This is a genomic window from Pseudomonas sp. Leaf48, assembly GCF_001421885.1.
Taxonomy (GTDB): Bacteria; Pseudomonadota; Gammaproteobacteria; order Pseudomonadales; family Pseudomonadaceae; genus Aquipseudomonas.
The window spans coordinates 55,200-81,478 of sequence record NZ_LMLH01000002.1; the positions used below are offsets into that span (position 1 = coordinate 55,200).

At 60.8% G+C, this 26,279-nt stretch carries 18 protein-coding genes; 14 read left to right on the top strand and 4 right to left on the bottom strand.

The window, feature by feature from the left end; translation table 11 throughout:
- The first annotated feature begins 83 nt into the window (after positions 1-83).
- The 4 genes from xdhA to guaD all read left to right on the top strand — a co-directional run bounded on the left by xdhA (position 84) and on the right by guaD (position 6,262).
- Positions 84-1,538 carry a xanthine dehydrogenase small subunit gene (xdhA, locus tag ASE98_RS02310; protein WP_060539800.1) on the top strand — a complete coding sequence of 485 codons (1,455 nt, stop codon included), beginning with the start codon at positions 84-86 and terminating at the stop codon, positions 1,536-1,538.
- Positions 1,531-3,930, top strand: coding sequence for a xanthine dehydrogenase molybdopterin binding subunit (gene xdhB / locus ASE98_RS02315; RefSeq protein WP_060539801.1), 2,400 nt, complete (start codon positions 1,531-1,533; stop codon positions 3,928-3,930). Before xdhA ends, xdhB begins: the two co-directional genes overlap by 8 nt.
- Positions 3,931-4,076: 146 nt before the next feature.
- Entirely contained in the window at positions 4,077-4,934 is an 858-nt protein-coding gene (gene xdhC, locus ASE98_RS02320; protein WP_060539802.1) for a xanthine dehydrogenase accessory protein XdhC, read from the top strand.
- A gap of 23 nt (positions 4,935-4,957) precedes the next feature.
- Positions 4,958-6,262 carry a guanine deaminase gene (gene guaD, locus ASE98_RS02325; protein ID WP_060539803.1) on the top strand — a complete coding sequence of 435 codons (1,305 nt, stop codon included), beginning with the start codon at positions 4,958-4,960 and terminating at the stop codon, positions 6,260-6,262.
- A gap of 182 nt (positions 6,263-6,444) precedes the next feature.
- Here the strand turns inward: guaD and ASE98_RS02330 are convergent, their stop codons facing one another.
- Positions 6,445-7,209, bottom strand: coding sequence for a GntR family transcriptional regulator (locus tag ASE98_RS02330; RefSeq protein ID WP_060539804.1), 765 nt, complete (start codon positions 7,207-7,209; stop codon positions 6,445-6,447).
- A gap of 255 nt (positions 7,210-7,464) precedes the next feature.
- Between ASE98_RS02330 and ASE98_RS02335 the strand changes: the two genes are divergently transcribed.
- Positions 7,465-8,658 carry a benzoate/H(+) symporter BenE family transporter gene (locus tag ASE98_RS02335; RefSeq protein WP_060539805.1) on the top strand — a complete coding sequence of 398 codons (1,194 nt, stop codon included), beginning with the start codon at positions 7,465-7,467 and terminating at the stop codon, positions 8,656-8,658.
- Between the two features lie 160 nt (positions 8,659-8,818).
- Here the strand turns inward: ASE98_RS02335 and ASE98_RS02340 are convergent, their stop codons facing one another.
- Positions 8,819-9,163, bottom strand: coding sequence for a YggL family protein (locus ASE98_RS02340; protein WP_007971486.1), 345 nt, complete (start codon positions 9,161-9,163; stop codon positions 8,819-8,821).
- A gap of 233 nt (positions 9,164-9,396) precedes the next feature.
- On the opposite strand from ASE98_RS02340, the gene dacB reads away from it, so the two are divergent.
- Complete coding sequence (gene dacB / locus ASE98_RS02345; RefSeq protein ID WP_060539806.1) at positions 9,397-10,857, top strand: D-alanyl-D-alanine carboxypeptidase/D-alanyl-D-alanine endopeptidase; 1,461 nt, start codon at positions 9,397-9,399, stop codon at positions 10,855-10,857.
- Between the two features lie 142 nt (positions 10,858-10,999).
- On the opposite strand, the gene rlmKL is transcribed toward dacB, so the two are convergent.
- The gene (rlmKL, locus tag ASE98_RS02350) at positions 11,000-13,270 is read right to left on the bottom strand and encodes a bifunctional 23S rRNA (guanine(2069)-N(7))-methyltransferase RlmK/23S rRNA (guanine(2445)-N(2))-methyltransferase RlmL (RefSeq protein WP_060539807.1); all 2,271 of its coding nucleotides are present in this window, start codon (positions 13,268-13,270) and stop codon (positions 11,000-11,002) included.
- A 529-nt stretch (positions 13,271-13,799) separates the two neighbouring features.
- Here rlmKL and rmf point away from each other — a divergent pair.
- Positions 13,800-14,015 (top strand): ribosome modulation factor, encoded by a 216-nt coding sequence (rmf, locus tag ASE98_RS25465; RefSeq protein ID WP_003223300.1) that lies wholly within the window; start codon positions 13,800-13,802, stop codon positions 14,013-14,015.
- 189 nt (positions 14,016-14,204) lie between these two features.
- Here the strand turns inward: rmf and ASE98_RS02355 are convergent, their stop codons facing one another.
- Positions 14,205-15,224: a quinone-dependent dihydroorotate dehydrogenase gene (locus tag ASE98_RS02355; protein WP_060539808.1), complete on the bottom strand. Its 1,020-nt coding sequence runs from the start codon at positions 15,222-15,224 to the stop codon at positions 14,205-14,207.
- A gap of 229 nt (positions 15,225-15,453) precedes the next feature.
- Here ASE98_RS02355 and ASE98_RS02360 point away from each other — a divergent pair, with 229 nt between their 5' ends.
- From ASE98_RS02360 to ASE98_RS02390, 7 genes are all read left to right on the top strand, one after another.
- Positions 15,454-16,665, top strand: coding sequence for a CmpA/NrtA family ABC transporter substrate-binding protein (locus ASE98_RS02360; protein ID WP_060539809.1), 1,212 nt, complete (start codon positions 15,454-15,456; stop codon positions 16,663-16,665).
- 15 nt (positions 16,666-16,680) lie between these two features.
- Positions 16,681-17,256 (top strand): ANTAR domain-containing response regulator, encoded by a 576-nt coding sequence (locus tag ASE98_RS02365; protein WP_060539810.1) that lies wholly within the window; start codon positions 16,681-16,683, stop codon positions 17,254-17,256.
- A gap of 317 nt (positions 17,257-17,573) precedes the next feature.
- Positions 17,574-18,785 (top strand): nitrate/nitrite transporter, encoded by a 1,212-nt coding sequence (locus ASE98_RS02370; RefSeq protein WP_060539811.1) that lies wholly within the window; start codon positions 17,574-17,576, stop codon positions 18,783-18,785.
- Between the two features lie 7 nt (positions 18,786-18,792).
- On the top strand, positions 18,793-20,463 hold the full coding sequence (locus ASE98_RS02375; RefSeq protein WP_060539812.1) for a bifunctional protein-serine/threonine kinase/phosphatase: 1,671 nt from the start codon (positions 18,793-18,795) through the stop codon (positions 20,461-20,463).
- Between the two features lie 328 nt (positions 20,464-20,791).
- Positions 20,792-23,245 (top strand): nitrite reductase large subunit NirB, encoded by a 2,454-nt coding sequence (gene nirB, locus ASE98_RS02380; RefSeq protein ID WP_060539813.1) that lies wholly within the window; start codon positions 20,792-20,794, stop codon positions 23,243-23,245.
- Positions 23,242-23,556: a nitrite reductase small subunit NirD gene (nirD, locus tag ASE98_RS02385; protein ID WP_060539814.1), complete on the top strand. Its 315-nt coding sequence runs from the start codon at positions 23,242-23,244 to the stop codon at positions 23,554-23,556. Before nirB ends, nirD begins: the two co-directional genes overlap by 4 nt.
- Positions 23,556-26,270: a nitrate reductase gene (locus tag ASE98_RS02390; protein WP_060539815.1), complete on the top strand. Its 2,715-nt coding sequence runs from the start codon at positions 23,556-23,558 to the stop codon at positions 26,268-26,270. Before nirD ends, ASE98_RS02390 begins: the two co-directional genes overlap by 1 nt.
- Positions 26,271-26,279: the final 9 nt, after the last annotated feature.

Here is a 26,279-nt window from a genome sequence, read left to right on the forward strand (position 1 = left end):
TCAGAAAATCATTGACCGGAAAGTCAGACCTGCTAAATTCGGTTCAATCGGTTAACAACAATAATGAGTCTGCGAGGCCATCCGTGATCCAGTTTTTACTAAACCAGGAACTCCGTAGCGAGCACGCCCTGGACCCGAACCTGACCGTGCTCAATTATCTGCGCGACCATGTGGGCAAACCCGGTACCAAAGAAGGCTGCGCCAGCGGTGACTGCGGTGCCTGCACAGTGGTAGTCGGTGAGTTGCAGACGGATGACGAAGGCCGTGAGCACATCCGCTATCGCAGCCTCAACTCGTGCCTGACGTTTGTCTCCTCCCTGCACGGCAAACAACTGATCAGCGTCGAAGACCTCAAGCACCAAGGCCAATTGCACAGCGTGCAGAAGGCCATGGTGGAATGCCATGGTTCGCAATGCGGCTTCTGCACCCCCGGCTTCGTGATGTCGCTGTTTGCCCTGCAAAAGAACAGCGATGCACCGGATCAGCACAAAGCCCACGAAGCCCTGGCCGGCAACCTCTGCCGCTGCACCGGCTACCGGCCGATCCTGGAGGCCGCCGAGCAGTCCTGCTGCGGCAAACAGCCGGACCAGTTCGACGCCCGCGAAACCGAAACCATTGCCCGCCTCAAAGCCATCGCCCCGACCGATATCGGTGAGCTCAACAGTGGTGACAAGCGCTGCCTGGTGCCGCTGACCGTGGCCGATCTGGCCGACCTCTACGACGCCTATCCACAAGCCCGTCTGCTGGCCGGCGGGACCGATCTGGCACTGGAAGTCACCCAGTTCCACCGCACCCTGCCGGTAATGATCTACGTCGGCAACGTCGCCGAGATGAAGCGCATCGACCGCTTCGACGACCGCCTGGAAATCGGCGCCGCCACCGCCCTCTCCGATTGCTACGAGGCCTTGAAGGCCGAGTACCCGGATTTCGGTGAACTGCTGCAACGCTTCGCGTCCCTGCAGATCCGCAATCAGGGCACCCTGGGCGGCAACATCGGCAACGCCTCACCTATTGGTGACTCGCCACCGCTGCTGATCGCGCTGGGCGCGCAGATTGTGCTGTGCAAAGGCGACACCCGCCGCACCCTGGCGCTGGAAGACTACTTCATCGATTACCGCGTCACTGCGCGTCAGGAAAGCGAGTTCATCGAGAAGATCATCGTGCCGCGTGCCAGTGCTGAAAAACTGTTCCGAGCCTACAAAGTCTCCAAGCGTCTGGACGATGACATCTCGGCGGTCTGTGCAGCCTTCAACATCCGCCTGGAAAACGGTGTGGTCGCCGAAGCCCGCGTAGCGTTCGGCGGTATGGCAGCCATCCCTAAACGCGCCGCCGCCTGCGAAACCGCGTTGCTCGGTTCACCATTCAATAACGCAACGGTGGAACGCGCCTGCGCAGCCCTTGCCGAAGACTTCACACCACTCTCGGACTTCCGCGCCAGCAAGGAATATCGCCTGCTCAGCGCGCAAAACCTGTTGCGCAAATACTTCATCGAACTGCAAACACCGCACATCGAGACCCGGGTGACCGCTTATGTCTAATCATCACGCCGTAGAGAAGACCCAGGCCGAACTGGCCGAGCTGTTCGCCAAGGACCTGACCACTGGTGTCGGCCGCAGCGTCAAGCACGACAGCGCCGCCAAGCACGTGTCCGGTGAAGCGCAGTACATCGACGACCGGCTGGAATTTCCCAATCAGCTGCACGTTTACGCGCGCATGTCCGATCGCGCCCACGCCCGGATCATCAGCATCGATACCCAGCCGTGCTACGCCTTCGAAGGCGTGCGCATTGCCATCACCCACGAAGACGTACCCGGCCTGAAAGACATCGGCCCATTGCTGCCGGGCGATCCGTTGCTGGCGATCGACACCGTGCAATTTGTCGGTCAGCCGGTACTTGCCGTCGCCGCCAAGGACCTGGAAACCGCACGCAAGGCGGCGATGGCCGCGATCATTGAGTACGAAGACCTGGAGCCGGTGCTGGACGTGGTCGAGGCCCTGCGCAAACGCCACTTCGTGCTCGACAGCCATACCCATCAGCGTGGCGATTCGGCCACCGCGCTTTCTACCGCAGCGCACCGCATCCAGGGCACCCTGCACATCGGCGGCCAGGAACACTTCTACCTGGAAACCCAGATCTCTTCGGTGATGCCCACCGAAGACGGCGGCATGATCGTCTACTGCTCGACCCAGAACCCCACCGAAGTGCAGAAACTGGTGGCCGAAGTGCTGGACGTGTCGATGAACAAGATCGTCGTCGACATGCGCCGCATGGGCGGTGGTTTCGGCGGCAAAGAAACCCAGGCGGCGAGCCCGGCCTGCCTGTGCGCCGTGATTGCACACCTGACCGGCCAACCGACCAAGATGCGTTTGCCACGGGTCGAAGACATGCTGATGACCGGCAAGCGCCATCCGTTCTATGTCGAGTACGACGTGGGCTTCGACAGCACCGGGCGCCTGCATGGCATCAACCTGGAGCTGGCGGGCAACTGCGGCTGTTCGCCGGACCTGTCGGCGTCGATTGTCGACCGGGCGATGTTCCATTCCGACAACTCCTACTACCTCGGTGACGCGACCATCAACGGTCACCGCTGCAAGACCAATACCGCGTCCAACACCGCCTACCGTGGTTTCGGTGGCCCGCAAGGCATGGTTGCCATCGAAGAAGTGATGGACGCCATCGCCCGTCACCTGGCCCTCGATCCGCTGGCGGTGCGCAAGGCCAACTACTACGGCAAGACCGAGCGCAACGTCACCCATTACTATCAGACCGTCGAGCACAACATGCTCGAAGAGATGACCGCTGAACTGGAAGAAAGCAGCCAGTACGCCGAGCGTCGCGAAGCGATCCGTCGCTACAACGCCAACAGCCCGATCCTGAAAAAAGGCCTGGCACTGACCCCGGTGAAATTCGGCATCTCGTTCACTGCCAGCTTCCTCAACCAGGCCGGCGCCCTGGTGCACGTCTACACCGACGGCAGCATCCACCTGAACCACGGTGGTACCGAAATGGGCCAGGGCCTGAACACCAAGGTCGCGCAAGTCGTGGCGCAAGTGTTCCAGGTGGAAATGGATCGGGTGCAGATCACCGCGACCAATACCGACAAGGTGCCAAACACCTCGCCGACTGCCGCTTCCAGCGGTGCCGACCTGAACGGCAAGGCGGCGCAGAACGCTGCTGAAACCATCAAGAAACGTCTGGTCGAATTCGCAGCGCGGCAATACAAGGTCAGCGAAGAAGACGTGGAATTCCACAACGGTCACGTGCGGGTCCGCGATCACATCCTGACCTTCGAGGCACTGATCCAGCAGGCGTATTTCGCCCAGGTGTCGCTGTCGAGCACAGGGTTCTACAAGACCCCGAAAATCCACTACGACCGCAGCCAGGCCCGTGGTCGTCCGTTCTACTACTTCGCCTTTGGCGCGGCGTGCTGCGAAGTGCTGGTCGACACCCTGACCGGCGAATACAAGATGCTGCGCACCGACATCCTCCACGACGTCGGCGCCTCGCTGAACCCGGCCATCGACATCGGCCAGGTCGAGGGTGGTTTCATCCAGGGCATGGGCTGGCTGACCATGGAAGAGCTGGTCTGGAACAATAAGGGCAAGCTGATGACCAACGGCCCGGCCAGCTACAAGATCCCAGCGGTCGCGGACATGCCGCTGGACATGCGGGTCAAGCTGGTGGAAAACCGCAAGAATCCGGAAGACACGGTGTTTCATTCCAAGGCTGTGGGTGAGCCGCCGTTCATGCTTGGCATCGCCGCCTGGTGTGCGATCAAGGATGCCGTGGCGAGTTTGGGTGACTACAAGCATCAACCGAAGATCGACGCGCCGGCGACGCCGGAGCGGGTGTTGTGGGGCTGCGAGCAGATGCGCCAGTTGAAGGTGGCGAAGGCGGCGGAAGCTGAGCCGGAGTTGGCTTCACTCTGAGACCGAAGTGCGGCCTTCGCGAGCAAGCCCGCTCCCACAATGGATCTCCAGTGGGCACAAATTTTGTGAACGACAGAGATCAAAATGTGGGAGCGGGCTTGCTCGCGAAGAGGCCGGTACAAACAACAGAGATGTTGAGGTGAAACATGTACAACTGGATCGACGCCCTCGCCGACCTGCAAAATCGCGGTGAACCCTGCGTGTTGGTGACCATCATCGAAGAGCTCGGCTCGACGCCGCGCAATGCCGGTTCGAAGATGGTCATCAGCGCCCGCCAGGCCTTCGACACCATCGGTGGCGGGCACCTGGAATACAAGGCCATGCAGATCGCCCGCGACATGCTCGCCAGCGGCAAACAGGACACCCACCTGGAGCGCTTCAGCCTCGGTGCGAGCCTGGGCCAGTGCTGCGGCGGCGCCACCGTGCTGCTGTTCGAACCGATGGGCCAGGTCCAGGCGCAAATTGCCGTGTTCGGCGCCGGCCATGTCGGTCGCGCATTGGTGCCATTGCTGGCCAGCCTGCCCTGCCGGGTGCGCTGGATCGACTCGCGTGAAGACCAATTCCCCGAGCAGATTCCCCATGGCGTGCGCAAGATCGTCAGCGAAGAACCGGTAGACGAAATCGACGACCTGCCCGTCGGCAGCTACTGCATCGTCATGACCCACAACCACCAGCTGGACCTTGAACTCACTGCCGCCATCCTCAAGCGCAACGATTTCGCCTACTTCGGCCTTATCGGCTCGAAGACCAAGCGGGTGAAGTTCGAACATCGCCTGCGCGACCGCGGTTTCGACAGCAGTGTCGTGCAACGCATGCGCTGCCCGATGGGCATCGGTGAAGTCAAAGGCAAGTTGCCCGTGGAAATTGCCATCTCCATCGCCGGCGAAATCATCGCCACCTATAACGCCAGTTTCGGCCAGCACAGCGCCAGCGCCGAACCGATTGCCAAACTGTTGCCCGTGTCACGCCGCAGCCAGGCCGCCAACCTGAAAGCGTCGAACTGACTGCCTCATATTAGAGAATGACCATGCCTCTGACTCGCAAAGCCTACCGTGCCGCCATCCTGCACAGCATCGCCGACCCTGCCGAAGTCGGCATCGAAGCCTCCTACGAATACTTTGAAGACGGCTTGCTGGTGGTCGACAACGGCCAGATCAGCGCCCTGGGCCACGCCAGCGAACTGCTGCCGACCCTGCCGGCGGACATCGAGATCACCCATTACCAGGATGCGCTGATCACTCCGGGCTTCATCGACACCCACATTCACCTGCCGCAAACCGGCATGGTCGGCGCCTACGGCGAACAACTGCTGGACTGGCTGAACACCTACACCTTCCCCTGCGAAAGCCAGTTCGCCGACAAGGCCCATGCCGACCAGGTCGCGGATATTTTCATCAAGGAACTGTTGCGCAACGGCACCACCACCGCGCTAGTCTTCGGCAGCGTGCATCCGCAATCGGTGAACTCGTTCTTCGAAGCCGCCGAGCAGCTCGACCTGCGGATGATCGCCGGCAAGGTGATGATGGACCGCAACGCCCCGGACTACCTGACCGACACCGCCGAATCCAGCTACCTCGAAAGCAAAACGCTGATTGAGCGCTGGCACGGCAAGGGCCGCCTGCACTACGCGGTCACCCCGCGCTTCGCGCCCACCAGCACGCCGGAACAGTTGACCCTGGCTGGCCAGTTGCTGACTGAATACCCGGATCTGTACATGCAGACCCACATCAGCGAAAACCTCAAGGAAATCGAGTGGGTCAAGGAGCTGTTCCCGGAGCGCAAGGGCTACCTGGACGTCTACGATCACTACCAGTTGCTCGGTGAACGCTCGGTGTTCGCCCATGGCGTGCACCTGTGCGACGCCGAATGCGCGCGATTGGCCGAAACCGGTTCGGCGATCTCGTTCTGCCCGACTTCGAACTTCTTCCTAGGCAGCGGCCTGTTCAACCTGCCGATGGCCGAGAAGCACAAAGTCAATGTCGGCCTGGGCACCGACGTGGGTGGCGGCACCAGCTTCTCGTTGCTGCAGACGTTGAACGAAGCCTACAAGGTCATGCAGCTGCAAGGTGCGCGCCTGAGCCCGTTCAAATCCCTGTACCTGGCGACCCTCGGCGGTGCGCGGGCACTGCGCCTGGAAGACAAGATCGGTACCCTGTTGCCGGGCACCGACGCAGATTTCCTGGTGCTCGACTACAACGCCACGCCGCTGCTTGGGTATCGCTTGCAGCAAGCCAAAAACATTGCCGAGACGTTGTTTGTGTTGATGACCCTGGGGGATGACCGGACGGTACTGCAGACCTATGCAGCGGGGAATCTGGTGCATCAGCGTTAAGGTTTTTCGGGCATAAAAAATCCCCCGCCGCTTTTCAGCCCGGGGGATTTTTATTGCCTGTCAGACCGTCTTCGCGAGCAAGCCCGCTCCCACAATTGAGCTGTACCGAACACAATACTTGTGCACGACATAGAACCAATGTGGGAGCGGGCTTGCTCGCGAAAGGCGCGACTCGGTCCCACCTATAACTTGGCGGTCGACCGCCCTGGCTTCTTGGTCTGCAGCAAATGCGAAAACACCGCATGCAAATCATCCGACGCGCTTTCTTCGTCGAGGTTGAGTTTGCTGTCGATGTGATCCATGTGATGCATCATCAGGCTCACTGCCAGCTCAGCGTCCCGGGCCTCAATCGCATCGATCAGTTGGGTGTGTTCGTCATAAGAGCAGTGGGAACGGTTACCGCTTTCGTATTGGGCGATGATCAACGAAGTCTGGGACACCAGGCTGCGCTGGAAGCTGATCAACGGCGCGTTTTTCGCCGCTTCGGCCAGTTTCAGGTGGAACTCGCCCGACAGACGGATACCGGCACCACGATCGCCACGGGAGAAGCTGTCGCGCTCGTCGTTGACCATCTGCCGCAACTCGGCGATCTGCTCGGCGGTGGCGTGCAAAACAGCCAGCTCGGTGATTGCTCGCTCCACCAGACGCCGGGAGAAAAACACCTGGCGCGCCTCTTCAACACTCGGGCTTGCGACGACGGCGCCGCGATTGGGTCGCAGCAGTACCACGCTTTCATGGGCCAGGCGCGACAGCGCGCGGCGAATGATGGTGCGACTGACCCCGAAAATTTCCCCCAGCGCTTCTTCGCTCAACTTGGTGCCGGGCGCCAGGCGCTGTTCGAGGATGGCCTCGAAGATATGTGCGTAGACAATATCGTCCTGGGTACCGCTGCGACCGGCTTTGCCTGCTCGCGGTTGTTTCTTTAGGGGCTGCAACTGTTCGTTCATGGGCACTCGAGTCGGGAGAACTGCGGCGAATTGACGGTGACTGTAATACGGCACAGTGGGTCGCTGGCAAGTATCGCGTAAATAACACCGCGATTGTACACAATGAATGGTGGCAACACGACTGTACGGCTGAATGTCACCTCGGCTGTATTGCAACGTCGGGTTACTTTTGAGTTTAGGCTTTATCGCACAATCCGCTCCCACAAGGTTCAGTGTTGCTGCGGAAATCTTCACCTGCATAGGAACACCCCCGTCATGAACGACGCCACCCACACGCAATTGCGCCCCCTGGCCGACACATCGCCCTCGGCCATCGTCGCCGGTTTCATCGCCATGATGACCGGCTACACCAGTTCGCTGGTGCTGATGTTCCAGGCCGGGCAAGCGGCTGGCCTGACCAGCGGGCAGATTTCCTCGTGGATCTGGGCGATTTCCATCGGCATGGCGGTGTGCTCCATCGGCCTGTCCCTGCGCTATCGCACCCCCATCACCATCGCCTGGTCGACGCCTGGCGCGGCCCTGCTGATCACCAGCCTGGGCGGCGTGACCTACGGCGAAGCCATCGGCGCCTACATTACCTGTGCGCTGCTAGTGATCATTTGTGGGCTGACCGGCAGTTTCGAACGCTTGGTCAAGAAGATCCCGGCCTCGTTGGCCGCGGCCCTGCTGGCGGGGATTCTGTTCAAGATCGGCAGCGAGATTTTCGTCGCTGCCCAGCATCGCACCGCGCTGGTGTTGGGCATGTTCTTCACTTACCTGGTCGTGAAACGCCTGTCGCCTCGCTACGCCGTACTGGCCGCCCTGCTGATCGGCACGGCATTGTCAGGGTTCATGGGGCTGCTGGATTTCAGCGGTTTCCATCTGGAAGTGGCCACACCTGTCTGGACCACGCCACACTTCTCCCTGGCCGCAACGATCAGCATCGGCATCCCGCTGTTCGTGGTGGCCATGACCTCGCAGAACATGCCCGGCATCGCCGTACTGCGCGCCGACGGCTACAACGTGCCGGCCTCGCCACTGATTACCAGCACCGGTATCGCCTCATTGTTACTGGCGCCATTCGGCTCCCACGGGATCAACCTGGCGGCGATCAGTGCGGCCATCTGCACCGGGCCGCACGCTCACGAGGATCGCAACAAACGCTACACGGCTGCGGTCTGGTGCGGGATTTTCTACGGGATCGCCGGGGTGTTCGGCGCAACGCTGGCGGCGTTGTTTGCCGCATTGCCCAAGGAACTGGTGCTGTCGATCGCCGCGCTGGCACTGTTCGGTTCGATCATCAACGGTTTGAGCATTGCGATGAGCGAAGTGAAGGAGCGCGAAGCAGCGCTGATTACCTTCATGGTCACGGCATCGGGGTTGACGCTGTTTTCCATCGGTTCGGCATTCTGGGGGATTGTGGCGGGGGTTTTGACGTTGTTGATTCTGAATTGGCGCAAGGCCCTGTAAGAACGAGCGTGCTCCGGGCGGCGTTCCGACGATGAACCTGAGAGCGCCGCGGGGGTGTCAGGTTTCCAGCGTTATCGTTGACGACCATCGCGAGCGTGCTCGCTCCTACAGAAAAAAGCAAAAAAAACGGCGACCCTCGGGTCGCCGTTTTTTTAGAACATCAAGCTACCGGATTGATCGGCTTTTCCGGGTACCAGACGTCCAGCAGCGGGCTGACTTCAACGCTGGTCAGCTCGGTGCGGCCTTTGAGCCAGGCTTCAACGGCAGCGCGCTGTTCAGCGCTGACCGAGCCACGCTTCTGCAGGCAAACCAGACCGTAGTCGTCGCCGCCAACATAACCCAGACCGTTGGCTTCCATGGCTTCTTTGAGGAACGCGTCGAGGAAAGCATCAATGGCTTCATCAGCCAAATCTTCTTTGAAATCCAGGTTCAGTTCGAAACCCAGCTCTTGAAATTCATCGACGCACAATTTTTTGCGCAGACGCTGGGAACGGTTAGTCGCCATTGGAACAATCCTCTTAAGTAATAACGGGCGGCACTTTAGCAGTTTAAGCGGCCGATTGCCCGACTCTCTGGACCGGGACTGCTACCGCCGGTAAAAAAATAGCGGTTTAGAGGGCCAAGGCACGGCACAAGTCAGGACACCTTGGGGCATAATGCCGACACTTTCATGACCATTGAGGGAATTTATCTTCATGCCCTCGTCTTTTTCCCCCTGGCTGTAGGGTTTTATTACAGATGATCAAATCTTTGCGTCCCTTGTTCCTGGCCAGCCTTCTTCTTCCCCTGGCCCTTCCCGTTTGCGCCGCCAGTATCAACACCGCCCTCACACCCAATGTCGAAAAGGCCCTCAAGGCCAGCAAGCTGCAGGACAACGCCCTGTCGCTGGTGATGATCCCGCTCACCGGCCCCGGTACCCCGACCGTGTACAACGCCGACGTGTCGGTCAACCCGGCATCGACCATGAAACTGGTCACCACCTACGCGGCCCTGGAAATGCTCGGCCCGAATCATCAGTGGAAAACCGAGTTCTACACCGACGGCACCCTCAGCGGCGGCATTCTCAACGGCAACCTCTACCTCAAGGGTGGCGGTGACCCGAAGCTGAACATGGAAAAGCTCTGGCTGCTGATGCGCGATCTGCGCGCCAATGGCGTCACGCAGATCACCGGTGACCTGGTGCTGGATAAAACCTTCTTCGTCCAGCCGCAACTGCCGGAGTTCAACGACGACGGCAATGACGACAACAAACCGTTCCTGGTCAAACCCGACTCCTTGCTGGTCAACCTCAAGGCCCTGCGGTTTGTTGCACGCAATGACTCGGGCAAGGTGCTGATCTCGGTGGAACCGCCGATTGCCAGCATCCGCATCGACAACCAGGTCAAGGCCATCAACGGCAAGCAATGCACCGGTGGCGTGCGTTACAACCCGGTCCCCCAGGCCGATGGCACCATGACCGTGACGGTCGGCGGCCAACTGGCTGAAGGCTGCAGCTCGCAGACCTACCTGTCGCTGCTCGACCACGCGACTTACACCGCCGGTGCCGTGCGCGCGATCTGGAAGGAACTGGGTGGCAGCATCCAGGGCAAGGATGTGCTGGCGCCAACACCTAAAAGCGCCAAGTTGCTGGCCCGTGCGTTTTCCCCGGACCTGGCGGAAATCATCCGTGACATCAACAAATACAGTAACAACACCATGGCCCAGCAGCTGTTCCTGAGCCTTGGCCAACGCTACCGCACCGACGCCGACGGCGATGACGCCAAGGCGGCCCAGCGTGTCGTGCGCCAGTGGCTGGCAAAGAAAGGCATCACCGCGCCGCACCTGGTGATGGAGAACGGCTCCGGCCTGTCCCGTGCCGAACGGGTCAGCGCCCGCGAAATGGCCTCGATGCTCGAAGCCGCCTGGCACAGCCCGTATGCCGCCGAGTACATCAGCTCGATGCCGATTGCCGGCACCGACGGCACCATGCGCAAACGCCTGAAGACCACCGCGATGCGCGGTGAAGCCCACGTCAAGACCGGCACCCTGAATACCGTGCGGGCGATCGCCGGCTTCAGCCGCGACGTCAACGGCAATACCTGGGCGGTGGTAGCGATCCTCAACGACAAGGCACCGTTTGGCGCTTCGTCAGTGCTCGATCAGGTGCTGCTGGACCTGTATCGCCAGCCAAAGCTGGCACAGACCGCCTCGACTCTGTAAGCACCCCCGAACCACTGTAGGAGCGAGCCTGCTCGCGATGGTCATTAACGATAACGCGGGGAATCTGGTTCCCCGCGGTGTTCTTGAGTTCATCGCGAGCAGGCTCGCTCCCACAGTGGGTCAGAGGGCCGCGCTCAGCTGATTAACGCGCCATGATTTTCCAGGCACGATGGATCTTGGCGTTACGAGCAAAATCCGGGTCGATGGTCTTGGCAGTGATTTCTTCCACCGCATAGCGCTCGCTGAGGTTCGGCTCCAGCTCGAACTTGCGGAAGTTGTTGGAGAAATACAGCACTCCACCGGGCGCCAGACGGGCCATGGCCAGGTCGATCAGTTGCACCTGGTCGCGTTGCACGTCAAACACACCTTCCATACGCTTGGAGTTGGAAAACGTCGGCGGGTCGATGAAGATCAGCTCGTACTCGTCACGGCTGGCTTCGAGCCAGGCCATCACATCGCCCTGCTCCAGGCGGTTCTTGTCGGAGAAACCGTTCAGCGACAGGTTGCGCCGCGCCCAGTCCAGATAGGTTTTCGACAGGTCGACACTGGTGGTGCTGCGCGCGCCACCCTTGGCGGCATGCACGCTGGCGGTCGCGGTGTAGCAGAACAGGTTGAGGAAGCGTTTGCCCGCGGCTTCTTTCTGGATGCGCATGCGCATCGGCCTGTGGTCGAGGAACAAGCCGGTGTCGAGGTAATCGGTGAGGTTGACCAGCAGCTTGATGCCACCTTCGTTGACCTCGACGAATTTGCCCTGTGCCGCCTGACGCTCGTACTGTTTGGTGCCGCTCTGACGCTCGCGGCGCTTGACCACCACGCGGCTCTTGTCGATGTTCAAGGCCTGGGGAATTGCAGCCAGGGCATCGAACATGCGCGCCGAGGCCTTTTCCGGATCGATGGATTTCGGTGCGGCGTATTCCTGAACGTGGACCCAGTCGTGATACAGGTCGATGGCCATGGAGTATTCCGGCATGTCGGCATCGTAGACGCGATAGCAGTCGATGCCTTCACGCTTGACCCACTTGCCCATGGCCTTGAGGTTCTTCTGCAGGCGATTGGCAAACATCTGCCCGCCTTCGCTCAGGCGTGGCTGCTCGATCACCGGTGCCGGTGCTGGCGTCGGTTTGATCGGGTTGCCGTTTTTGTTGTACTTGCGCTCTTGCGGCTCGCTTGGGGCCTGATCGTAGGCCGCCTGCTCGCGCTCGACCTGGCGCTGCTCCGGTGTACGACGTTCGCCGGTGACGAACTGATCCGGCAGCACCTTGATCAGCAACAGCTTGCACGGCAACGCGCCGTTCCAGAACGAATACTGTTTGTGGCTGCGGATGCCCATGCGCTTGCCCAGATCCGGTGCGCCGGTGAACACCGCCGCCTCCCAGTTCAGGCAGGCCTGACGCAGACGTTCGCCAAGGTTCTGGTAGAGGTAGAGCAGGCTCGCCTCGTCGCCCAGGCGCTCGCCATACGGGGGGTTGCAGATCACCAGGCCTTTCTGGTTCTGGTCCGGGCGCGGCTCGAACGTCGCCACTTCACCCTGGTAGATCTTGATCCACTCGCTCAGGCCGGCGCGCTCGACATTGTTACGCCCTGGCTGAATCAGGCGCGGGTCGGCTTCGTAGCCACGAATCCACAGCGGTGGCTTGGCCAGGCCGGCAGCGGCACGCTCGGAGGCTTCTTCATGGAGTTTTTTCCACAGCGCTGGAACGTGGCCCAGCCAGGCGGTGAAGCCCCATTGCTCGCGGCGCAGGTTCGGCGCGATATCGGCGGCAATCATCGCCGCCTCCACCAGGAACGTACCGACACCACACATCGGGTCGGCCAGGGCGCCGCCTTCGGCCGCGATGCGTGGCCAGCCGGAACGGATCAGGATCGCCGCCGCAAGGTTTTCCTTCAGCGGTGCCGCGCCCTGCTGCAGGCGATAACCGCGCTGGTGAAGGCTGTGGCCGGACAGATCGAGGGAAAGGATCGCCTCGCCGCGATCCAGGCGCAGGTGAATGCGCAGGTCCGGGTTGAGCTTGTCAATGGACGGGCGATCGCCCTGCGGGGTGCGCAGTTTGTCGACGATCGCATCCTTGACCTTCAATGCGCCGAAGTGGGTGTTGTCGATGCCCGAGCCATGGCCGCTGAATTCGACGGCCAGGGTGCCGTCATTGAGCATGTGGTCTTGCCACTCGATATCCAGCACACCGTGATAGAGGTCTTCTGCATCCTTCATCGGGAAACGCTTGAGCACCAGCAGCACCCGGTTCGCCAGGCGCGACCACAGGCACAGGCGGTAAGCGGTTTCCATGGTGGCCATGCCGCGCACGGCAGAAGTGTGCTCACGCGCTTCCTCAAGGCCAAGCCCGATGGCTTCCTCGATCAGCAGGCCTTCGAGGCCCTTGGGGCAAGTGAGGAAGAGTTCGAAACGATCGGACATGGGAATTCCAGAACCTTTAGCGAGTGACCGGGCAACGCATTGCCGGTCCGGTTTTGTATCAGGCGCTTTTCTAGAAGAACGCCCGCGTGGCACGAAGGTGTGCCGTTCCACCCTTGCTGCCCGGGTTAAATGAGCTTAGATGCAAAGACAGATAAAAAAGTTGATGCCACAAAAAGACATAATTCGACCCTTCGTCGAATAATCGCCCTCGGCAACGGGAGACATTCTCACTAAGGATTAAGCCCATCATTTTTGCAGGGGGCCGATCATACCGGGGTTTGGCTCACAACGACGGGTTAAACATCGAGTTGCTTAGTGCCATAGCACATTAATCGTTACTTCCTTATGACAAAACGATCATTCCCTCGATGTGACGCATTGGTTAGAACTCATCTCAGGTTGGCGCCGCAACGACGCCAACACCCTTGGCTCGTCACGCCGGCAACGAGCCCCAACGGCAGAGTATTTCTGCCAGACCTCGATCGAGGTCAACGCGATGAAAACAGTCAACAAGTGAGGGCTACACCCTATGAGAAGACTTAAGCGTGATCCGTTGGAAAGAGCATTTTTGCGCGGATATCAATATGGCGTTGGTGGCAAATCCCGTGAGCTTTGCCCATTTACTCTACCGTCGGTACGTCAAGCCTGGATTAACGGCTGGCGAGAAGGACGCGGCGACAACTGGGACGGTATGACCGGCACTGCGGGAATCCATAGACTCAACGAACTTCACGCCGTCGGCTAAACACAGGGCACAACACTCCGACACGACAATCTGAATCAGTATCGAATTAACCACGCACGTCCCATCCGGACGGCGGGCTTCGGCCCAGGGGCTCCTTAAAGGAGCCCTTTTTTGTGCCTGCCAAAAACTCAGCGGCAAACTATTGTGGCGAGGGGGCTTGAGTGAACAGCATTACGCTCCTCCAAGCGATCAGCGCAAGGCGGCGATGGCGTCCACGGATTCACGAATCAACGCCGGCCCTTTGTAGATGAAACCCGAGTAGATCTGCACCAGGCTCGCACCCGCGCTGATTTTCTCCGCCGCGTGCCGGCCTTCGGTAATGCCGCCCGCCGCGATGATCGGCAACTGCCCACCCAATTGCGCCGCCAGCACTTTCACCGTGTGGGTGCTCTTGTCGCGAACCGGGGCGCCAGACAAACCACCCGCCTCATCACCAAACTCCATGCCTTCGACGCCTACGCGGCTCAGGGTAGTGTTGGTGGCGATGACCGCGTCCATGCCGGTTTCGATCAGAGCCTGGGCAACTTGCGCGGTTTCTTCATCGGTCATGTCCGGCGCGATCTTGATCGCCAGCGGTACATGTTTGCCATGGCGCAGCGCCAGCTCCGCGCGGCGCTCGGCCAGGTCGGCGAGCAATTGCTTGAGAGAGTCGCCAAATTGCAGGCTGCGCAGGCCCGGGGTGTTCGGCGAGCTGACGTTTACCGTCACATAGCTGGCGTGGGCGTAGACCTTGTCCAGGCAGATCAGGTAGTCGTCGACCGCACGCTCGACCGGGGTATCGAAGTTCTTGCCGATGTTGATGCCCAGCACGCCCTTGTACTTGGCCGCCGCCACTCGGGCCAGCAGGTGATCGACACCAAGGTTGTTGAAGCCCATGCGATTGATGATCGCCTCGGCTTCCGGCAAGCGGAACAACCGCGGTTTCGGATTGCCCGGCTGTGGACGCGGGGTGATGGTGCCGATTTCGACAAAACCGAAACCCAGTTGCGCGAAGCCGTCGATGGCCGCGCCGTTCTTGTCCAGGCCGGCCGCCAGACCCACCGGGTTGGGGAAGTCCAGGCCCATGACGTTCACCGGGACCTTCGCCGGCGCCTTGCACAACAAGCTGTTGAGCCCCAGGCGTCCTCCTGCGCCGATCAGGTCCAGGGACAGATCGTGGGAAGTTTCCGGGGAAAGTTTGAACAACAGCTGACGGGCCAGGGTGTACATGGGCAGGTCGGACTCAGGGCTACGAAAAGTGGGGCAGATTATAGCCGCGCATCAGGGTTGCAAGCGAGGCGCACGAGAAAATCAGCCAGCGATGGCATATGCCTTGCACCTCTACCGGAATCAGCACCCTTGCCAATGGCGGGATAGGTGCAAGGACGATGGCGTCGTCACCCGGCCTCGCGGACGCAGTGGCCTGGGGCGATGCCTTTTTTTTGAAGGTGCCATAGCAATGAACGAACCCTCAACCACCCCCTTGGCCTGGGTCAACGGCAGCGACGCTCCGGAAAAGACCGAAATCAATCTCGGTTTCATGGCCCTCAGCGATTGCGCATCGGTTGTGGTCGCCGCCACCCAGGGCTTTGCCCAACCCTATGGGCTGACCCTTAACCTCAAGCGCCAATCCTCCTGGGCCGGCCTGCGGGACAAGCTGGTCAGCGGCGAACTGGATGCCGCCCACAGCCTGTACGGCCTGGTGTATGCCGTGCACCTGGGTATCGGCGGCGTGGCGGCGACGGACATGGCGGTGCTGATGGGCCTCAACCAGAATGGCCAGAGCATCAATCTCTCCCACGGATTGCAGACGCAGGGTGTGAGCAGTCCTGAAGCACTCGAACGGCACGTGCACCAAACTCGCTCAAAACTCACCTTCGCCCAGACCTTCCCCACCGGCACTCACGCCATGTGGCTGTATTACTGGCTCGCCAGCCAAGGCATTCACCCATTGCAGGATGTCGATAGCGTGGTAGTGCCGCCACCGCAAATGATCGCGCATCTTCAGGCTGGGCGAATTGATGGTTTTTGCGTCGGCGAGCCCTGGTCCGCCAGCGCGGTGCAACAGGATCTCGGTTTTACCCTGACCACCAGCCAGGCGATCTGGCCCGATCACCCGGAAAAAGTCCTTGCTTGCACCCGTGCTTTCGTCGAGCAATACCCCAATACCGCGCGGGCGCTGGTGATGGCGATTCTGCAAGCCAGTCGGTTTATCGAGCAAAGCCAGGAAAATCGCCGCAGTACGGCGCAGTTACTCAGCGCCGCGCAATACCTCGACACGCCACTGGAGTTTATCGAGCCGCGCCTGCTCGGCGACTATGCCGATGGTCTCGGCAACCGCTGGCAGGACCCGCACGCCCTGCGGTTCCACGCCAATGGCGAGGTCAATCTGCCGTACCTGTCCGATGGCATGTGGTTCATGACCCAATTCCGCCGCTGGGGGTTATTGCGCGACGATCCGGACTACCTTGCCGTAGCCCGACAGGTGCAGCAACTGGACCTGTATCGGCAGGCCGCCGATGCCGTCGGCGTTGCCGCCACGGACAAGGAAATGCGCCGCAGCCAGTTGATTGACGGCAAAATATGGGACGGCACAGACCCGGCCGGTTATGCCCGTGGTTTCAAGCTGCACGCGATGAGCGACAGCACGCCGCTGCTCGCCAGCCACTGACAGGAGACTGCAAATATGTTGCGAATCCTGCTGATCAACGACACGGCGAAGAAAGTCGGGCGGCTGAAAGCGGCACTGACGGAAGCCGGGTTCGAGGTGATCGACGAATCAGGCCTGACCATCGACCTGCCCGAACGCGTCGAAACGGTGCGTCCGGACGTGATCCTGATCGATACCGAGTCACCGGGGCGCGATGTCATGGAGCAAGTGGTGCTGGTGACCCGCGACCAGCCCCGGCCAATTGTGATGTTCACCGACGAGCACGACCCCGGCGTGATGCGCCAGGCCATCAAGTCCGGGGTCAGTGCCTACATCGTCGAAGGCATTCACGCACAGCGTTTGCAGCCCATTCTCGACGTAGCCATGGCGCGTTTTGAAAGCGATCAGGCCCTGCGCGCTCAATTGCATGCCCGGGACCAGCAACTGGCCGAGCGCAAGCGCATCGAACTGGCCAAGGGCCTGCTGATGAAGATGAAGGACTGCAACGAGGAAGAGGCCTACACCCTGATGCGCCGCCAGGCCATGAGCCGCCAGCAGAAGCTGATTCAGGTCGCGGAGCAGATCATTGCCATGAGTGAGTTGTTGGGCTGAAGCCTTGTGGTGGATGTCCTGCCCCTCGCGAGCAAGCCCACTCCCACATTTTTCCCAGTGGGAGCGGGCTTGCTCGCGAAGGACGCACCTCAGCCCCACCTGTTGGCACAAATCTGGCTAAGCAATAACCACAGGTAACCAACGGCGGTTGCCCCACCTACGACAAAGACGTCGCTCACCCCGTTTGCCCAAGGCGAATCGGGTGGCGGCGTTTTTTCGTTCTGGCCCCACAGCTCGGGGTCGGTGGTGCAGCCCACAGGCGCCCCACCTGCAAGCTCCTGACTCCTTCTCGAGACTCTTCACAGCTGAGGTGCGCGATGAATTCAAGCTTCTGGAAATCCGGCCATACCCCGACATTGTTCGCGGCCTTTCTCTATTTCGACCTGAGCTTCATGGTCTGGTATCTGCTCGGCCCACTGGCGGTGCAGATTGCCGCTGACTTGCACCTGACCACGCAACAACGAGGCCTGGTGGTGGCCACGCCGATCCTGGCCGGTGCCATATTGCGCTTTATCATGGGGATGCTGGCCGATCGCCTGTCGCCAAAGACTGCCGGGCTGATCGGCCAGGTGATCGTCATCTGCGCCCTGTTCGTCGCATGGAAACTCGGCATCCACAGTTACGAGCAAGCCCTGTTGCTGGGCCTGTTCCTGGGCATGGCCGGTGCGTCGTTCGCTGTCGCCCTGCCCCTGGCGTCGCAATGGTATCCACCGCAGCATCAAGGCAAGGCCCTGGGTATCGCCGGTGCCGGCAATTCGGGCACCGTATTGGCAGCCTTGATCGCCCCGGTGCTGGCGGCGGCATTCGGTTGGAGCAATGTGTTCGGCTTTGCCCTGATTCCGCTGATCCTGACCCTGATCGTTTTCGCCTGGCTGGCGAAAAATGCGCCCGAGCGGCCCAAAGCCAAATCCATGGCCGACTACTTCAAGGCACTGGGTGACCGCGACAGCTGGTGGTTCATGTTTTTCTACAGCGTGACGTTCGGCGGTTTCATCGGCCTGGCCAGCGCCCTGCCCGGCTACTTCAACGACCAGTATGGCCTGAGCCCGGTGACCGCTGGCTACTACACCGCTGCCTGCGTATTCGGTGGCAGCCTGATGCGCCCATTGGGCGGTGCCCTGGCTGACCGTTTCGGCGGCATCCGCACGCTGCTGGCGATGTACACCGTGGCGGCGACTTGCATTGCCTTGGTCGGTTTCAATCTGCCAAGTTCCTACGCCGCTCTGGCGCTTTTCGTCTGCACCATGCTCGGTTTGGGCGCAGGCAACGGCGCGGTGTTCCAGTTGGTACCGCAACGCTTTCGTCGGGAAATCGGGGTAATGACCGGCCTGATCGGCATGGCCGGCGGCATCGGCGGGTTTGCTCTCGCCGCAGGCATGGGCGCGATCAAGCAGAGCACCGGCAGCTATCAACTGGCGCTGTGGTTGTTCGCCAGCCTCGGCATCCTCGCCTGGTTCGGCCTGCATGGCGTAAAACGGCGCTGGAGAACCACTTGGGGCTCGGCCGCCGTAACCGCGGCGCGGGTCTGACGCTGCCATGGGCCTGCAACTGAGTTTCGCCGAAGCCAGTGCCATCGGCCCTCGCGATGAAAACCAGGACGCCCTGCGCCTGGTCACGCCCGCTCCGGCACTGGCGGCGAGCAAAGGTTACCTGTTCGCCATCGCCGACGGTGTCAGCCAGTGTGCCGATGGCGGCCTCGCCGCCCGTTCGACCTTGCAGGCTTTGGCACTGGACTACTACGCCACGCCGGAAACCTGGGGCATTGCCCAGGCGCTGGATCGCCTGCTGCTGGCGCAGAACCGCTGGCTGCAGGCCAATGGCAACGGCCAACCGCTGTTGACCACGGTCAGTGCGCTGGTCATGCGTGGCAGGCGTTTCACCCTGGCCCATGTCGGAGATTGCCGGGTTTATCGCTGGCACGCCGACCAGTTGCAACGCATCAGCGAGGATCACGTCTGGGACCAGCCGGGCATGCAGCACGTGCTCAAACGCGCACTGGGGCTCGATCAGCATCTGGTGCTGGATTTCCTCGATGGCGAACTGCGCCAAGATGAGAGTTTCGTGCTGCTCAGCGACGGCGTCTGGGCCGTGCTCGGCGATACCGCAATTGCCGCGATTCTGCGCGACCAACCGGATTTGCACAGCGCCGCGCAAACCCTGGTGAAGGCCGCGCATCTGGCCGGCAGCGAGGATAACGCCAGCGCCTTGCTGGTGCGTGTCGATGCGCTCGGTGAGGCGAGCATCGGCGACGCGTTGATGCATTTGCAGCAATGGCCGCTGCCGCCGGCACTGAAACCCGGGCAGCTCTTCGAAGGCTGGCAAGTCGAAACAATACTCGGGCAAAGTCAGCAATCGCTGCTCTATCGGGTACGCGACGCCCAGCAACAACCGTGGCTGCTGAAAACCCTGCCGGGGCGAATGCACGACGATCACCAGGCCGGGCAAGCATTACTCTCGGAGGAATGGTTTCTCAAGCGCGTGGCCGGACGGCATTTCCCTGAAGTCCATGCCGCCAGCCAGCGTCAGCATTTGTACTACGTGATGCGCGAATATGCCGGGTCGACGCTGGCACAATTGTACGATCAGGGCGGGCCGCTGCCGCTGGCCCAGTGGCAGGAACTGGCCGAGCGCTTGCTGCGAGCGGTCGGTTTGCTGCATCGCCGGCAGATTCTGCATCGCGATATCAAACCGGAAAACCTGCTGTTGGCAGACGACGGCGAATTGCGCCTGCTGGATTTCGGTCTCGCCTACTGTCCAGGGCTCTGCGAAGACCGCCCCACCGAACTGCCCGGGACGCCGAGCTACATCGCCCCGGAAGCGTTTCTTGGCAACCTTGCGACAGCGCAGCAGGACCTGTACTCCGTCGGCGTTACCCTTTACTTCCTGCTTACCGGGCATTTTCCCTACGGCGAAATCGAGGCATTCCAGCACCCTCGTTTCGGCCAGCCGGTCAGCGCCGGGCGCTATAGACCAGACCTGCCGGAGTGGATTGCCCAAAGCCTGGAGCGGGCCGTGGCTGCGGATCCTGATCAGCGCTTTGAAACGGCGGAAGAATGGCTGCTGTTGATGGAACAGGGCGAGCGGCGCAGCTTGAACGTGCGGCCAAGGCCACTGCTGGAGCGCGAGCCGCTGAAGGTGTGGCGGACGTTGGCGCTGGTGTCGCTGGTGGTGAATCTGGTGCTGCTGGTTTTGCTGTTTCACGGCTGATAGCGCTGAACCATCAACCTGACGCTCCACGAACGAGCAACACGCTTCGAATCAGTGCACAAAACACTGCAATCATTTCGACGAATGCCCCCCTAACTCAATAAATCCGCGGTCCAGCAGCACTTGGCACAGCCGCTGCATTACCTTTTACACCACACATAAAGCCCAGCCTTCAACGACGAATGCTGCGCTTCCCGAGAGAACGGGACCAGGACAAAGGCGTCCTCGCTAGGCAACTAGCGGGACGCCTTTTTTTGTTTGCGCAAAAATTTGTCGAGCAAGACCTGAACAGCCCTGATGAGGCGAGTCTGAGCTCCCGGAGAACCTGATGAAAAAACTAAAACTGGTGATGATCGGCAACGGCATGGCCGGGGTTCGCACCCTGGAAGAACTGCTCAAGCTGAGCAATGAGCTGTACGACATCACGGTCTTCGGCGCCGAACCGCACACAAACTACAACCGCATCCTGCTGTCACCGGTGCTGGCCGGCGAGCAGACTTTCGAAGAGATCGTGCTCAATGACCTGGACTGGTACCTGGAAAACAACATCAAGCTGCTGCTCAACCGCAAAGTGGTGGAAATAGACCGGGTCAAACGCCGGGTCATCGCTGAAGACGGCAGCGAGGCCGAGTACGACCGCCTGCTGATCGCCACCGGTTCGACCCCTTTCATCCTGCCGATTCCAGGCAACACCCTTGAGGGTGTGATCGGCTACCGCGATATTGCCGACACCCAGGCCATGATCAACACCGCAAAAACCCACAAGCACGCAGTAGTGATCGGTGGTGGCCTGCTCGGCCTGGAAGCCGCCAACGGCCTGATGCTGCGGGGCATGCATGTCACCGTAGTGCACCTGGGTGAATGGCTGCTGGAGCGGCAACTGGACAAGACCAGCGGCCAACTGCTGCAATCGGCCCTTGAAGCGCGCGGCCTGCATTTTCGCCTGTGCGAGCAAACCAAGGCCCTGCACGATGCCGGCAATGGCCGGGTCGGCTCGGTTGAGTTCAAGAACGGCGAGATCATCCCCGCCGACCTGGTGGTCATGGCCGCCGGCATTCGCCCCAACACCGCACTCGCGGAAAAATCCGGGATTCCCTGCAACCGCGGGATTCTGGTCAACGACACCCTGCAAACCTATGACCCACGGATCTATGCGATCGGCGAATGCGCCAGCCACCGCGGCATCGCCTATGGCCTGGTAGCACCGCTGTTCGAGCAGGCCAAGGTCTGCGCCAACCACCTTGCACAACTGGGTTTCGCCCGTTATCAGGGCTCGGTGACCTCGACCAAACTGAAAGTCACCGGCATCGACCTGTTCTCCGCCGGTGACTTCATGGGCGGTGAAGGCACGGAGACCATCACCCTTTCCGACCCGATCGGCGGGGTCTACAAAAAACTGGTGATCAAGGATGACGTGCTGGTCGGGGCCTGCCTGTACGGCGATACCGCCGATGGCGGATGGTACTTCCGGCAAATCCGCGAGAACCACGGCATCGGTGAAATCCGCGATCACTTGATGTTTGGTGAAAACGCTATAGGCGACGTCGGACATCAGGGCCAGGACAAGGCCATGAGCATGGCTGACAGTGCCGAGGTCTGTGGCTGCAACGGCGTATGCAAGGGCACCATCGTCAAGGCGATTCAGGAGCACGGGCTGTTCAGTGTCGATGAGGTCAAGAAACACACCAAGGCCGCCAGCTCCTGCGGCTCCTGCGCGGGCCTGGTGGAACAGATCCTGATCAATACCGTGGGCGGCGCCGCCGACGTCAAGCCGAAAAGCGAAAAAGCCATTTGCGGCTGCAGCGACCTCAATCACGGGCAGATCCGCCAGGCCATCCGTGAGCAGCACCTGCTGACCATTGCCGGCACCATGGGCTACTTGAACTGGCGCACGCCGAATGGCTGTGCAACCTGTCGCCCTGCGCTCAACTACTACCTGATTTCCACCTGGCCGGGCGAGGCCAAGGACGATCCGCAATCACGCCTGATCAACGAACGGGCTCACGCCAACATTCAGAAAGACGGTACCTACTCTGTAGTGCCAAGGATGTGGGGCGGAGTGACCAATCCTTCCGAATTGCGCCGCATTGCCGACGTGGCAGACAAATACAACGTGCCCATGGTCAAGGTTACCGGTGGGCAACGCATCGACTTGCTGGGTATTAAAAAACAGGACCTGCCAGGGGTCTGGAAGGATCTCGACATGCCGTCCGGCCACGCCTACGGCAAATCCATCCGCACGGTGAAGACCTGCGTCGGCAGCGAGTTCTGCCGCTTTGGCACGCAGAACTCCACCCAACTGGGCATCGAGCTTGAACATGACCTGTTCAACATGTGGTCGCCGCACAAAGTGAAACTGGCCGTCTCCGGTTGCCCGCGCAACTGCTCGGAAGCGGGTATCAAGGATGTGGGAATTATCGGTGTGGATTCCGGTTGGGAGATGTACATCGGCGGCAACGGCGGGATCAAGACCGAGGTCGCCGAGTTCTTCGTCAAGCTCAAAACCGCCGAAGAAGTACGCGAGTACAACGGCGCATTCCTGCAGCTCTATCGCGAAGAGGCCTTCTATCTCGAACGCACCGTGCACTACCTGCAACGGGTCGGCATGGAGCACATCAAGAAAGCCGTGCTGGAAGATCCACAACGCCGCAAAGCGCTCAACGAGCGTCTGCAGTTCTCCCTGTCGTTCGAGCAAGACCCGTGGAAAGAACGCCTGCAACAGCCATTGCTGAAGAAGGAGTTCGACGTCATCCCTGTGAAGAACCTGGAGGTGCTGGCATGAACTGGCTGGATATCTGCGCACTGGAAGAAATCAACGCCCTGGGTTCGCGAATCGTCGCCGGCCCGAAAGGTGACATCGCCATTTTCCGTACCAGCGACGACGAAGTTTTCGCCCTCGATGACCGCTGCCCGCACAAGGGCGGGCCATTGTCCCAAGGGTTGATCTACGGCAAGCGGGTCGCCTGCCCGCTGCACAACTGGCAGATCGACCTGGCAAGCGGCGAAGCCCAGGCGCCGGATATCGGCTGCGCCCACCATCATCCGGCACGGGTCGAAAATGGCCGGGTGATGCTGGCCCTGGACGCAAGCTGATGAACCGCCAGATCACCGCGTCCACCTGCTGTTACTGCGGGGTCGGTTGTGGGGTGCTGATCGAGCATGACGGCGAGCGCATCCTCGGCGTCAGCGGCGATCCGGCCCACCCGGCCAATTTCGGCAAACTGTGCAGCAAAGGCTCAACCCTGCACCTGACGGGCGACCTCACGGCCCGGGCCTTGTACCCCGAATTGCGTCTGGGCAAAGGCCTGGCCCGCGCTCGCACCGATTGGGACAGCGCCCTCGATCATGCCGCCAGCGTGTTTGCCCAAACCATCGCCGAACATGGTCCGGATAGCGTGGCGTTCTATATCTCCGGGCAGTTGCTGACCGAGGATTACTACGCCTTCAACAAGCTGGCGCGAGCGTTGGTGGGGACCAACAATATCGACAGCAACTCACGCCTGTGCATGTCTTCGGCGGTGGTCGGCTACAAGCGCAGCCTGGGCGCAGACGCACCACCTTGCAGCTACGAAGACCTCGAACTGAGCGACTGCGTGATGATCGTCGGCAGTAATATGGCCTACGCCCATCCGGTACTGTTTCGTCGCCTGGAAGAAGCCAAATCCCGCCGTCCACAGATGAAAGTCATCGTCATCGACCCACGGCGTACCGACACCTGCGATCTGGCTGACCTGCATCTGGCGATTCTGCCGGGCACCGACGTCGCCTTGTTCCATGGGATCTTGCACCTGCTGCTGTGGGAAGACTGGATCGACCGCGATTTCATCAATGCCCATACCGAAGGTCTGGCCGAACTCAAAAGCCTGGTGCGCGACTACACGCCGCAAATGGTTTCGCAACTGTGCGGCATCGGCATCGAACAACTGCAGGAATGTGCCCAATGGGTCGGGACCTCGAAAAGCTTCCTGTCGCTGTGGTGCATGGGCCTGAATCAATCCACCGCCGGCAGCGCGAAAAACAGTGCGCTGATCAACCTGCATCTGGCCACCGGGCAAATCGGACGGCCTGGTGCAGGTCCTTTCTCGTTGACCGGTCAGCCAAACGCCATGGGCGGGAGGGAAACCGGCAGCTTGTCCAACTTGCTGCCTGGTCATCGCGAAGTTGCCAATCCTGAACACCGTGCTCAGGTAGCGTCTTACTGGGGTGTCGAGCAACTCCCGGAGAACCCGGGGCTCAGCGCCATCGAACTGTTCGAGCAGGTCGGCAACGGCAAAATCAAAGCCCTGTGGATCGCCTGCACCAACCCGGCGCAATCGATGCCGGACCAGAGCGCCGTGCGCGAAGCCTTGCAAGCGTGCCCATTCGTGGTGTTGCAGGAAGCCTTTCGCACCACCGAAACCGCAGCGTTCGCCGATCTGCTGCTGCCCGCCGCCAGCTGGGGTGAAAAAGACGGCATGGTGACCAACTCCGAACGGCGCATTTCCCACGTCCGCCGGGCCATCGCCGCACCGGGTGCAGCACGGCCAGACTGGGCGATCACCGTAGATTTCGCACAACGTCTGGAAAAACATCTGCGTCCCGGCCAACCCGGTCTGTTCGCGTTTGAAACCCCGACTCAGGTGTTCGATGAATTCAAGCAACTGACCCATGGCCGCGACCTGGACCTGTCCGGTATCAGTCACGACCTGATCGACCGTCTTGGTCCGCAACAATGGCCCTTCCCTGTGGGTGCCAGCGAGGGCACGGCCCGGCTGTATATCGACGGAATTTTTCCGACCCCCAGCGGGCGGGCGCAGTTTGTTGCCGATCCCTATCGCGCCGCCAAAGAACAGCGCGATGCGCGTTTTCCGCTGACCCTGATCACCGGCCGCCTGCGCGATCAATGGCACGGAATGAGCCGCACTGGCACAGCTGCACAACTATTTGGCCATGTCAGCGAAGCCGTTTTGAGCCTGCACCCGGATGAGTTGCGTCGGCATCGCCTGCAATCCGGAGATCTGGTCAGCCTGAAAAGCCGTCGCGGTGCGGTGATCGTGCCGGTCGGCAGCGACGACAGCGTACGCCCCGGCCAGGCTTTTCTGCCGATGCACTTTGGTGACCGTTTTCTCAAGGGCGGCGTGAACAGTCTGACCCTTGCCGCTTTCGATCCGTTGTCAAAACAGCCCGAACTCAAGCACAGCGGCGTACGCCTGGAGCCTGTGCAACTGCCATGGCAATTGTTCGCCCTCATCGAAGGTGACGTTCAACGGCATTTCGAGGCACTGCGCCCACTCTGTGAGGCGTTTTCCTATGCCAGCCTCAGCCTCGCAGGCCGTGAACGCCCAGCACTGCTCATACGCGCTGCCAGCACGTCAGCGCCGCCGCCACAGCTATTGGCAGACATTGATCAGTGCCTGGAATTGAACAGCGGGCCGGTGCTGGCGTACGACGACCCGCGACGCTCCATTGGCAAACGGGTGCGCATCGAGAATGGCCGCATCACCGCGATTCGCCTGGCCGGTGAAACCCTCGCCCAGCACTGGCTGCAAGGCCTTTGGCTCGAAGGAAGCGCCGACGAACAGCTGCGTCGCTGGTTGCTCGCGCCGCTGAGCGTACCACCGGGCAATGCCTTGGCATCAAACGGCAACAAAACCCTTTGCAACTGCAAGAACGTCAGCCAAAACGCGATTTGCGCCAGCATCAGTCGTGGCCTGGACCTGCAGGGGCTCAAACAGGAACTGGGCTGCGGTACGCAGTGCGGGTCCTGCATTCCGGAAATCAAGCGATTGCTGGCAGTCTCTGCCCAGCCGATCGCCGTCAACTCGTGAGGAGCAACA